The sequence below is a fragment of the Natrialba taiwanensis DSM 12281 genome, from assembly GCF_000337595.1.
GTDB lineage: Archaea > Halobacteriota > Halobacteria > Halobacteriales > Natrialbaceae > Natrialba > Natrialba taiwanensis.
In genome coordinates this window covers 81,687-93,576 of sequence record NZ_AOIL01000051.1, presented here as the reverse complement: position 1 = coordinate 93,576, position 11,890 = coordinate 81,687, and the positions used below count along the sequence as shown (strand labels likewise).

General features: G+C 64.4%; 8 protein-coding genes and 1 tRNA gene. 3 read left to right on the top strand and 6 right to left on the bottom strand.

What is annotated here, in order from left to right; translation table 11 throughout:
* Positions 1–50 precede the first annotated feature (50 nt).
* Positions 51–224 (top strand): DUF5786 family protein, encoded by a 174-nt coding sequence (locus C484_RS23120; protein WP_006110690.1) that lies wholly within the window; start codon positions 51–53, stop codon positions 222–224.
* Between the two features lie 156 nt (positions 225–380).
* Here the strand turns inward: C484_RS23120 and C484_RS15285 are convergent, their stop codons facing one another.
* Positions 381–1,463 (bottom strand): YkgJ family cysteine cluster protein, encoded by a 1,083-nt coding sequence (locus C484_RS15285; RefSeq protein WP_049915521.1) that lies wholly within the window; start codon positions 1,461–1,463, stop codon positions 381–383.
* Between the two features lie 79 nt (positions 1,464–1,542).
* Between C484_RS15285 and C484_RS15280 the strand changes: the two genes are divergently transcribed.
* Positions 1,543–1,812 (top strand): DUF7561 family protein, encoded by a 270-nt coding sequence (locus C484_RS15280; RefSeq protein WP_006826805.1) that lies wholly within the window; start codon positions 1,543–1,545, stop codon positions 1,810–1,812.
* Between the two features lie 247 nt (positions 1,813–2,059).
* Here C484_RS15280 and C484_RS15275 read toward each other — a convergent pair.
* Positions 2,060–2,159 (bottom strand) — tRNA-Gly (locus C484_RS15275).
* A gap of 180 nt (positions 2,160–2,339) precedes the next feature.
* Between C484_RS15275 and C484_RS15270 the strand changes: the two genes are divergently transcribed.
* Positions 2,340–4,235, top strand: coding sequence for a helicase C-terminal domain-containing protein (locus tag C484_RS15270; RefSeq protein WP_006826804.1), 1,896 nt, complete (start codon positions 2,340–2,342; stop codon positions 4,233–4,235).
* Positions 4,236–4,770: 535 nt separating this feature from the next.
* Here C484_RS15270 and C484_RS15265 read toward each other — a convergent pair.
* The 4 genes from C484_RS15265 to C484_RS15250 all read right to left on the bottom strand — a co-directional run bounded on the left by C484_RS15265 (position 4,771) and on the right by C484_RS15250 (position 11,883).
* Entirely contained in the window at positions 4,771–5,769 is a 999-nt protein-coding gene (locus tag C484_RS15265; protein ID WP_049915518.1) for a hypothetical protein, read from the bottom strand.
* A 131-nt stretch (positions 5,770–5,900) separates the two neighbouring features.
* Positions 5,901–9,074, bottom strand: coding sequence for a S8 family serine peptidase (locus tag C484_RS15260; protein ID WP_006826802.1), 3,174 nt, complete (start codon positions 9,072–9,074; stop codon positions 5,901–5,903).
* Positions 9,075–9,415: 341 nt separating this feature from the next.
* Complete coding sequence (locus C484_RS15255; protein WP_006826801.1) at positions 9,416–10,744, bottom strand: class I SAM-dependent methyltransferase; 1,329 nt, start codon at positions 10,742–10,744, stop codon at positions 9,416–9,418.
* A complete protein-coding gene (locus C484_RS15250) occupies positions 10,741–11,883 on the bottom strand; it encodes a 60S ribosomal export protein NMD3 (RefSeq protein ID WP_006826800.1) in 1,143 nt (380 codons plus the stop codon). The genes C484_RS15255 and C484_RS15250 overlap by 4 nt, the downstream gene beginning before the upstream one ends.
* Positions 11,884–11,890 lie beyond the last annotated feature (7 nt).

Here is an 11,890-nt window from a genome sequence, read left to right as displayed (position 1 = left end):
ACGACCGTTACATTGATATGCGAACCGACCCTACTATGTTCATACTTGCCATGTCAATGGGTGCCTATGACGAAGACGAACACGAGCGCCGCGAACAACAGGCGTCGAGGGTCGACGCCGATTTCGATGACGAACGAACGATATATCACGGCCGCGTAGAGTACGACGCCGGCGAATCCGCCGAGGATCTGTTGGACCAGTTCGAGGAGATCAAGTCGGACTAGTGGCGATCGATCCATCGCCGTTTTCCCATCAATTACGTCCCTGAGCCGCGGGTACCCGTTGCACTCCACTGTAGTACTTTGCTCTTGGACTCCTGAACTCGGGCGTTCACAGAGACGTCGCCGAGTTCAGCGACGACCGCACCCGCCGGCCCTCGTTCACTCGAGTGCGTCCCAGCCTGGCGTCTCGGGAGCGCCACGGGCTTCCTCGATGTCGACTGCGAGTTCGGCTGGCGGGGTGGCGTCTCCCAGTGTCGACTGCTGGTGGTGGCGGTAGCGCCGGATCCACTCGCGGATGGCGGGGCCGACCCAGGAGCGTGTCTCCGACTCGCCCGCTGCGGCGTCACCGTCGGCATCGTCGTCATCACTGTCATTGCCGGTGTCGCCGTCCATCACCTCGAGCGCCCGCGCTTTCCCCTGTTCGTAGTGGGATTCGGAGACTGCCAGCGTTCCTGAACTCGAGGCGCTTGCCACCGCGAGACACTCCGCACGGTCGGCCGGTCGGAGGGTACCGGCCTCGAGACGATCGATGACGCCCTCGAGTTCGGTTGGCTGAGGATGACAGAAGAGTTTCTCGCCGATAGCCTGCAAGCCGAGTAGCGGCCCGTCCGCGATTTCGTCGTCGGTGACGCGGTCGTCGACCAGTCGGTCGCCGCCGAAGGCGTCTTCGACGCGCTCGCACTCGGTTTCCTGGTCGAGTTCGAGATTGTGGGCGGGATAGGCCCCGCACTCGGTTGGAAAGTGCTCGTCGCCGTGGATGCGACACTGGAGCGTCGTCGGATCGAGGAAGACGCAGGTGGGGAGCCACGTCGGCTCCGCGCGGCCGAAGGGGGCGACGGGTTTCGGCGGTTTCCGGAGGCCGACGAAGAAGACCGGGCGGTCCGCGATTGCGGCGACGGCGTGACCGTCGATTTCGACCGCTTCGCTCTCGTCGCGGGCGTGCCAGAACCGAGGCGTCATCGCGGCGGCCAGCCCTCGGTCCAGAAAGGTTCGGACCTCCTCGCGGGTGAGCGGGACGAAGTTGGCGTCCGAGTCGAACGGAGGTCGATTCGTCGCGTCCGCGTCCGAATCGCCGAACCGACCGCGCGAGCCCGGTTCCGAGAGCCCCGCTTCGGCACTGTCACTCTCGCCATCTGCGCCGCACTCGAGTTCGGTTCCGTTCTCGCTCCCGTCGCCGTCGCGCTCGATGAGTGCTGTCCAGTCCATACAACAGCCAGCACAGCCGTCACAGTGCACCTCCATAGTCGGCGATACCGCGACGATCCATATAATTCGTCGGTCGCGGGGGAACGACTTTCAGCGCTCGGAACAACCATCGGATATGACACCGAACGCCTGCGACGGCTGCGGGCGACCGGTCACCGTCGCCGGCGGCGTCGCCAACCTCTGGACCTTCGGCGAAAACGACGGCAGCGATGGCTCGGCGATCATGCTCGAACTGCAGGACGGGACGGATCACCTGCTGTGTTACCCCTGTCTCGATGTCGTTCCCGACAACCCGACTGCCGACGATATCGCTCGGCTCGAACGGGTCGATCACGAGAACTCGCGGGTGGCTCCGGCGTCACGTTCGTCCTCGAAACACCCGTAGCTTTGATCTGAGTACGACGGCGGAGCAGGAAGGCGGAGCACGAAGATACAGCAGGAAGGCGGACGTGGATAGGACATGAACTCCAATTACAACGCAACACCGCTCGGTACCGAACGATCCTCGGAAGAGACATGAGTCATCGCCCGCGTTCGCGTTAGCCAGATCGAACGCGAGCCATGGACACGCAAGCCGCCCGTCGTGTGGCGGCAATGGCAACGGGAACGGTCATGTTGCCCGCAACCGTACACGGAAGGGGTGGGATTTGAACGCCACGAGGCATGCTGCCGCCGCGGGCCAGGGACAGTGTCGGCTGGCACCGCGGTGCTCTACCGCTGAGCGACCCTTCCGCACGTCAATCCGAGGACGGAATCCGTATTTGTAATCGGTCAGTTACCCCCGAGTATCCACCCCCTACCGCCGATTCGACCCGCACTGACGAGTTCACGATCGCTCGCCTGAACTCGGTCACTGCAGCCGAACGGTTCAGCACGAGCGACGCTCCGTAGCCTTTAGGAGTCGGCCGGTCCGTGAGTCAGACGGTGAATCCCGATCGGCTCTTCGACGCTTTTCCGGCCCCCAGTTACCGGGGGAACCAGGAGCAGGCCCTCCGCGACATTCGCGATGCCTTCGCGGCCGGCAACGACGTAGTGCTCGTTCGCGCGCCGACCGGCAGCGGCAAGTCCCTTCTGGCCCGCGCCGTCGCCGGCTGTGCCCGGACCGTCGAGGACGCCGACCCAAGCGAGGCCGCGGGAGCCTATTACACGACGCCGCAGGTGTCTCAACTCGACGACGTTGCGGCCGACGACCTGCTCGCCGACCTGAACGTCATTCGGGGGAAATCGAACTACACCTGCATCCTCCCAGAGGAGCGCAACACGCCGGTCAATCAGGCTCCCTGCGTTCGCGAGCGCGGCTACGACTGCTCGGTCAAACACCGCTGTCCGTACTTCTCGGACCGCGCCATCGCCTCGAACCGGGAAATCGCAGCGATGACGCTCGCGTACTTCATGCAGACCGCCGGCAGCGAGGTCTTTCGCAAGCGCGACGTCGTCGTCATCGACGAAGCCCACGGCCTCGCCGAGTGGGCCGAAATGTACGCGACGATCCAACTCGGCCCCAGAACCGTCCCCTTCTGGGACGACCTGCGCGTCCCGCAGATCGACGGCATCGAACGCGTCGTCCGCTACGCCGACAACCTCGAACAGACCTGCACCCGCCGGAAGGACGACCTGCTCGCCCAGGAGTCGCTGTCGCCCCGCGAGGTGCGCGAACGCGACCGCCTCCAGGAACTCATCGGCGAACTCGATTGGTTCGTCTCGGACTACCGCGACCCGCAGAGTCCGACGACGTGGCTGGTCGATCAATCCGAGCCGCACGCGGGCGATACCGGCGACGGAACGGACGACGGTACCGACGAGGCGCGGGGCGGCCCCCTGACCATCAAACCGATGAACCCCGAGAAGTACCTCGCACACACCGTCTGGGACCGCGGAAACAAGTTCGCCCTCCTCTCGGCGACCATCCTCAATAAGGCGGCCTTCTGCCGGCAGGTCGGACTCGATCCCGAGGCCGTCGCGCTGGTCGACGTGGGCCACACCTTCCCCGTCGAAAACCGGCCGCTGTACGACGTGACGCAGGGGAAAATGACCTACGAGCACCGGGACGAAACGACGCCGGACATCGCCCGCACCATCGTCCGTCTCATGCAGCGCCACCCCGACGAAAAGGGGCTGATTCACGCTCACTCCTACGACATTCAGGAACGGCTCGCCGAACTCCTGCGCGATTTCGGCGTCGGCGACCGCATCCGAGTTCATGATCGCGACGGCCGCGACGCCGACTTGGAGGAGTGGAAGGCAAGCGACGATCCCGATGTCTTTCTCTCAGTGAAGATGGAGGAGGCGCTGGACCTAAAGGGAGATCTCTGTCGCTGGCAGGTCCTCTGCAAAGCGCCGTATCTCAACACCGGCGATTCGCGGGTCGCTCACCGACTCGAGGAGGGCCAGTGGGCCTGGTACTACCGCACCGCGTTACGAACCATCATCCAGGCCTGCGGGCGCGTCGTTCGCGCGCCGGACGACCACGGCGCGACCTATCTTGCGGACTCGAGTCTCCTCGATCTGTTCGACCGCGCTCGCACGGACACGCCGGACTGGTTCAGTGCGCAGGTCGATCGTATGACCCGCCCCGACCTCCCAGCGTTCGATCCGCAGGCCGCCCGCGCCGGAAGCGGTGCGGGCCGCTCGACGGGCGACGACGGGGACCCGAACACACGTCGTCGCGGCCGTTCCGGGAGCCGACCGCACCGATCAGGCCGGTCGTCGAACTCCGCGACGAATTCATCGAATTCATCGAGTTCATCGAACTCGTCGCGTTCGTCGTCGAGTCCGCTCGCCGATGTCTGGGAGACGGACGGTTCGTAATTCGGGTTACTGATACGGACTGCTGTACTGATTTCTCGGCACACTCGCAGGACGGAGGACGACAGTATGGAGGATGCCGAGCCACAGACGAGTGGGGCTGTCCCGGCACTAACGGTCGTTCGTATGAGATCGATGCTCCCTCTCGTGCTACCTATCGCTACCCGCCAGCGATATGCCCTGCGCTGACCGGCAGGGCGTCTCATCTCGACCGTCATCCGATCGGCGTCTGCGTTTCGTCTTCGAATCCGACTCGGTACCCGCGCTAAAATGCAGCGAGAACGCCTGCGAACACCGAGGTCACCATGAGGAACGCGAAGACGAGCGCGATGATCTGGTTTCGGTTCATGGTTCCCATGATTCGCTCCGATCGTATGAATGTCACGTCCGTCGTCGACGTCGCGTTCGTCGTCGCCGACGCCTCCGTAATCGCTCGTCGAGTTGCACTGAACTCGTCTGTATCCGTGTTGTCAACTAATCAAACCCGTTGAAACCACAAAATAGCCAAATCAACGAAAACCGTCACAGACGGGAGCCGTTAGTCCCGCCGGCGCGTCGTCGCACCGAGAACGGCCAGGACGGCTACCAGCACGCCGAGCGTGATGCCACCGGTGAAGCCCGGCAGTCCGTCGCTTCCCTCGTCGTCGCTACCGTTCCCGTCGTCGGTCGTTTCGCCGTCCGTATCGTCGCTTACCCCGCCGTCATCGCCATCGCTCTCTGCATCGCCGTCGCTGTCGTCGCCATCGGTCGTTCCGGCATCGTCATCGTCGCCGGCGCTTCCGTCACCGTCGCTGTCGCCCGATTCGTCCGACCCGCCGTCGGCCGCTCCGTCATCTGTTTCGTTACCGCCGTCGCCGTCGGTATCGTCAGTGTTGTCTCCGTTTTCGTCGCCGTTATCACTCGTTCCAGCGCCGCCCCCACCGCTGTTCCCGGAGCTATCGTCGTCACCGCTACTGCCACCGCCACCGCTTGCAGGCGGCGACTCGCCGTCGTCTCCATCGTCTTCGCCACTGATTACCTCGCCGTCACTGTCGCTCACGAGCGAGTCGTCGTCGACGAACTCGAGTTCGTCCAGACCGTCCTCGCCGACGGTAAACGTCACCGTTGCGAGGGTCGGTTCGTCGAGGCTGTCGGCTCCGACGACGGACTCGGTCAGGAAGAGGTGACCGGTGTCGGGGTCGACGTTGTCCTCGGCCATCCCGTCGAGATCCTCGAACGCGAAGTCGGCGACGCTCGTCGCGTCGGGATCGTAGCTCAGGTTCGCCTGAAAGCCGGCGGTATCGGCGGCCGTCGAAGAGATGGCGACGGTGATGGTCTCGTCGGTTTCCTCGAGGACCTCGAGCGTGAGCGTCTCGTCCGCATTGGTCGTAAGCAGTGCGCCCTGGTCGCTGGTCGTGTGGATCGTCGGCTGTGCGTCCGCGCCCGTTTCGGAGACGGGCGTCGCCGCCGTCGCTGCTGTCGCGGCCATCGCTGTCGTCACGAGGACGACGATCAGTGTGAGAACGAACAGTCGTGGCGTCAATCTCGTACGTGTCATTGGATCTGGAAATAATGTGAGTTCTCTGCAGCCTGCGGCCGCGAGGTCGGTCCCAGTACGACCCGCGGGTACAGACGGAATCGCCACGTGGCGATTCGATGGTGTGTTTCGTAGACTGTGCCGTCGGTCGCTTACGCGAGTGCTTGGATACCGTGCGTGTTGACGATCTCCTCGAGGATGCTCGTCACGTCGCCGGCATCGACTTCGCCGTTATCGTTCATGTCGGCGAGTTCCTCGTGGAAGGTGCCGTTCGGTTCTTCGCCGCTGAGATACTGCTGGGTGAACGTCGCATCAAGCGTGTTGACCGTCCCGTCGGCGTTCACGTCACCGGGCCAAGCCGACGCGATCGTTCCATTGACCAGCGTGACGTTGACCTCGCCCGCTTCGTCGTTGAGGTAGGTGTTGTCCTCGTCGAACACGAGGTCGGTTTCGGTATCGCTCTCGGCGATGAACTCGAAGTCGATCTCGGCAAGGGTCGGCATCGCTTCGGTGCTGCTCTGGGCCTGTGCGAGCGAGACCGTGCCGTTCTCGTTGTCGATACTCGTGACCGGGTCCGCGAAGTCGACGCCTTCGACACCCTCTACCTGCACGACGTCGGGATCGAAGTGGACTTGCGTCTCGTAGCCGGCCACGGCCTCGGCGCTCGTGTTGATCTCGACCGTCGTCGTCTCGCCAATGGATCCCATGTAGTCGCCCTCGCCGAACATGAGGGCGCTCTCCTGCTCGTCGGTACCCGAAACCAGGTACTCGACCGAGTTCGACAGGATCGCGTCGGCGTCCGCCGTGTAGTCACCGCCGGTGACGAAGGCCGTGTATCCCAGGTTCGACGCCAGGATCGTTGAACTCTCGTCGTCGACGGCGAAGCCGGATCCGACCGACTCTCCGGTGACGGTCGTCTCCGCGAGCACGTCGTACTCGGTACCCTCGAACCAGGTGTGATCGCCGAAGAGCGCGTTGTGGAGGTCGACGGTATCGCCGGCCTCACCGACGCCCTCGAAGATCTCGTGGTCGGCGGTCAGTTCGTACCCGAGCGGCGGCGAGACGAGGTCGTCCTCGAACGTGGATTCCGGCTCGCCGGTCGCGTTAGAGTGGGCCGGAACGCCGTTACTTCCGTCGCTCCACTGGTCGAGGTAGACGACGCCGGTGTCGCCCTCTTCGGTCGCGCTGACGAACTCGTCGGCGTTCGCCGTCTCGATGTTCTGCACGACGATCACGTCGTAGCCGTCCATCGCGTCCTCGGACGTCGTCACGACGGGATCGTACATTTCCGGAAGCGAACCGTCGAGCGTGTCGGCGACGGCCTCTCCCTGGGCACCGGCGTCGTCCACGACGGCGACGGGAACGTACTCCTCGAAGACCATCGTCGGACCGGTGCTTATGGTCAGTTCGTCGCCCATGCCACCGATCGTCTGCTCGAGCGAGAGTTCACCCGCGGTGTCTTCGGTCGTTTCGACGGTGATCGTCAGGTCGCCCGAGATCGGTCCGCCGAGGTCGATCGGTTCGCCGAAGGCGGCTTCCTCACCCTCGACGTACAGCGTCGCGTCCGCGGGGTCGTAGTCGCCCGCGAGGTCGACGGTGACCGTTTCGGCGTTCGCAACGGTTGTCGTCACGTTGATCGCATCGCCGCCTTCGACGCCGTCGGGCTGGCCGTCGGCCAGTTCGGCGTCGAGCGCGTCGGCGAGTTCGAAGTCCTGGACGGTGGTGTTTTCTTCGGTGACGGTCACGTCGGCGCTGGTCGACTCGTAGCCGAAGCCGTCGACGGTGACGGTGTGGGTGCCGGCCGGAGCGACCAGGCTGTACTCACCGTTCGCGTCCGTTTCGGTCTCGAGACCGTCTTCGATGGCGACGGTTGCGCCCTCGATCGGCTCACCGGCGGCGTCCGTGACGGTGCCGTCGATTCCGCTGTCGAGTGCGACCATGTTCGTCGCAGCCGCGACGTCGATGATACCCATGCCGTAGCGGGTGTCGTACTCGTCGTCGGGTTCGTCCCAGTCGGCCGGTTTCCAGGCGGTCTCCTCCATCGCATCGTAGAGCATCTCGCGGTCGGCGTCGCCGCCGGAGGCGGCGATCATCAGCGCGAACGCCCCCGCGTGGTGCGGTGCGGACATCGACGTTCCCGAGTAGGTGTCGTCGTAGCCGCCGCCGGGGACCGAACTCAGCACGTCGACGCCGGGTGCTGCAGCGTTCGGCACCGTGTAGTTGTCGGGCCAGTACTCGGGCGCGTCGGGATAGGCCTCGGCCGTCTCGATCTCTTCACCGCTCGAGAACGAGGCGACGTTGTGCTCCGCGTCAACGGCACCGCTCGCGAAGTTTGGATAGATGTTCCCCGGCACGCCGCTGATGCCGTTGCCGGAGTTGCCGGCGGACGTGACGAGCACGACGCCCGCGTTGCGGGCGTTCTCGGACGGTTCCATCATCTGGCTGTCGTAGCCGTCCGCGCCGAGACTCATCGAGACCACGTCGGCGTCGGTGTCGTCGACGGCCCACTCCATCCCGGCGATGATCTGGGCGAACGTGCCGCCCCCGCTGTCGTCGAGCACCTTCCCGTGGTAGAGTTCAGCGTTGGGTGCGACGCCGAAGGCGGGCACGTCGCCGGCCGGATCGTCCGATCCGGAGACCGTGCCGCTCACGTGCGTGCCGTGACCCTGGCCGTCGTTCGGCTCGGAGTCGACGGGCTCGCCGTTGCTATCGAACTCTTGCCAGTTCTCGTCGGCGATATCGATGTCCGGGTGGTCGCCGTCGACGCCGGTGTCGAGCACGGCGACGCCAGCGCCCCCGCCCTGGGTGTCGTGTTCGTCCCAGACCTCGGTCGCGTTGATCATGTCGAGGCCGTACGTGACGTTGGCGCTCTCGTTGGCCGGCGAGTAGCTCTCGTCAGCGTCGGACTGGTTCTCCGGGAGCGACAGCTCGAAGTTCTCGTGAACGCGCTCGCCACCGGTGTACCGAAGCACTTCCTTCGGCGATACTTCGTCCGTGTCGACCTCCAGTAGCGCCGCGTTCGCGATCCAGAAGCTCTCGACGAACTCGACGCCGTCAGTCTCTGCCGCCCAATTCTGGGCTTTCACCTGCGACTTGTCAGCCTGCGATTGCATCATCTCGACGGCATCGGCTGAACTCGTCGCAGCGGCGGTGTCTGCGCTCTCGAATCGGACGATCATCTCGGTCGTGCCGTCCGCTGTGCGGAGCGACTCCTCGATAGCGTCCGCCGATGTTGATTGCGTTGTCTCCGTTGCCCCGCTCGATCCGCTGATCCCCGCCATTGCCGGGACCGACGTGATCATGAGGAGGGCAAAGACGACTGCCATACTCCGTATTACCGCTGATTTCGATGTGTGTCGACTCATGTCTCTGTCTGTGTCGCAACGTTTTCTTTTGCGACACAGTCACACTCTACTGAATATTTCGTTAAATGGTAATAACCATTATCTACGGTAGAAGTCGGCCAAAAAGTATATGTGTGGTAAGGACAAACGCGCGCAAAAATTCGCGTTACCAGCCGTCTATACCCGTTTTCAGTCAGCCTCCTCACTCAAGCCACTACGCTGCTCTGAAAACTCGGTTTCCGGATATGTAATGGTCCTAACTGCACCGCTCAGGGTCAGCGGCGAGTATCACATCAGAAGCGACAGCACGTTCCGCAGGACCCTCACTCGACGGTCGCGTCGAGAACGACGTGGTCGACGCCGGCGCTGTGGCTCTTGACGTGGCGGTGGTCGAGTTCAGTGAGCGTTCGGCCGGCGTCGTCGATCGCGGTTTCGACGCGCCGGATCGGTCGCTCCCAAAGCAGCGTTTCGGGAGTCGCTTCGTGGTAGTGGAGAGTCCCGCCGGGGACGAGGGCGTCGAGGGCGTCGTCGAGGAACGTGTGGGCGGCGGCTGTTCTCGCGGTGAACTCGGGGTCGGATTCGGTTTCAAATTCAGTTTCGAGTTCGTGTTCGGATTCCGCGTTCGCTTCCGCTTCTGCTTCCGTTTCCGTTCCCGTTTTCGGTTCCCCATCTGAACGGCCGCCGCTGCCGTAGTAGCCCATAACGACGCGGTCGGCGTCGATCTCGCCCGCCAGATCGCGACAGTCGGTCATGTAGGCGTCGACGTGCTCGCTTACGTCGTTCAAGAGTGCGTTCTCGACCAGGTAGCGAAACGCGGTGGGGTTGATCTCGGTTGCTGTCACCTGCGCGCCGGCGCGGGCCATCGGCAGCGTGAAGTAGCCGATGCCAGCGAACATGTCGAAGACGTGCTCGTCGGGCGCACAGCGTTCACCCATTCGAACGCGCTCGGCCTGGTTGCCCGGCGAGAACATGACTTCCGTCGGATCGAGACCGTACTTCGTGCCGTGTTCCGTGTGGATCGTCTCCGTATCGCGCTCGCCGGCGAGGTGTCGTGTTCGCGGTTCGCGCATGCGGCCCGCCTCGCCCTCGGTGGCGATGCCTTCGTCCGCGATCACGCTGTCGGCTTCGCCGTGGAGTTCGAGGAGGGCTTCGCCGAGTTCCCGTTCTCGGTCCCGTTTCCGTTCCCGTCCCTGTTCTCGCTCTCGCGTTCCGTCTTGGTCGTCCGGAACCCCCTCCGGAACCGTGACCTGGATCACCGAGCCGATGACGGCCCACGAGTTCGGGACTGACTCGAGTGCAGCCTCACTCCAGCCGCGTTCGGCGAGCAGGTCGGGAAGGTCGGTCGTGCGTGGTTCGGGATCGAGTTGCCGGACGACATCGAGTACGGCAGTCTCGGTGGGTGGTTCGGTGATCGGCAGCGCGATCCGCTCGGCATCAGCCTCGCGCACGTGTCGCGAGTCGTCATAGACGCCCTCGGCGCGCAGTGATTCGATCGCAGTCTCCGCGCGCGGCTTTTCGACGACGGCGGCGAGCGGCGCGTCGGCGGTCGTTCGACCGAGGACTTCGGCGGCGGCTGGGTCGAGTGCCGACTCGGTTCGCCGTTCTCCGGTGTCGTCGTTCTGCGGGCCGTCGTCGGGTGTGTCGTCCGTCACGTCGGCTCCTCCGTCTCGCCCTCGTCGGGCAGAACGTGCAGTCCGGCGCGGCTCTTCAGGACGGGCACCGTCTCGGCGTCGGGATCGAAGTAGTCCGGCCGGGAGACGGTCGTGGCCCGGTACGTTTCGGGGTCCAGTACCTGGACGGCGTTCTCGTCTTCGACGGTGACGACGGTCGTCTCTGCGGCGTCCCCGTGCTCCCCGAGTTTGCGGGCATCGGGCGAGGCCCCCTCCTCGTAATCGGCCTCGTAGCGCTCGCCGGTCGTCACCCGGATACCCTTGAGGTTCCCGTGGGCGCTACGGACGAGCACCGGCCCCGCGTCGTCGTCATCGAGTTCGATAACGTCGCCCGGCGTGTACGGCGGCAGGCGGACGGCGAAGGTGACGCGGTAGACTTCGTTGCCGTCCTCGTCTTCGGTGACGAGCGTTTCGGCGTCGTTTATCGTGCCGCCGAACTCTTCGATCATCTTGTTCGAGATTTTCTTGCCGATTTTGTTGGTCGAGACCTTGATGTTCAGGCCGTCGTCGGTCTTGCCGATTTCGGTGACGAAGGCGTTGCGGTCGCCCGTCGCCTCCATGTCGGCGACGATATCATGGGCGATTTCCTCCGCGCGTTCGGTTTCTTCGCTCGTCGGAGTGCGCCCCTCAGCGCGGATCTGGACGATACTGGCGTAGTAGTCGCCGGCGATCCGGCCGCACCGGGTGCAGGTCTGGCGGGCGATCTTGACCGGGACCGTCACCTGCTCTTCGACCGGCGTCCCCCGCACGACACCGGTGAAGAAACAGTGCATTCGGATCGTGTTCTCGTCGACCTGCTCGGGTTCGACCTGCCAGGCCACGTCCTCGACATCGACATGCACCGAGAGCGCGTCGCTCACCTGTTCGATCGCGATATCCGTGTAGTCCTGTGCCCCCACGTCGACCCAGCGGTTCCCCTGGTAGACCGCCCCGCAACGGGCGCAGACGCGCACGTCGATTCGGTCCGGCGCGTCCACGAAGTTGAACTCGTCGAAATAGCAGGCATCACAGAGATCGACCTCGCTGCCGGGGCGCAGCGGGTCGGCGGCGTCGGCCTCGTCGGCCGATCGCTCGGGAACGGGGTCCCCGCATCGGGGACAGAACGCGCGAGAATCACTCATTATCACC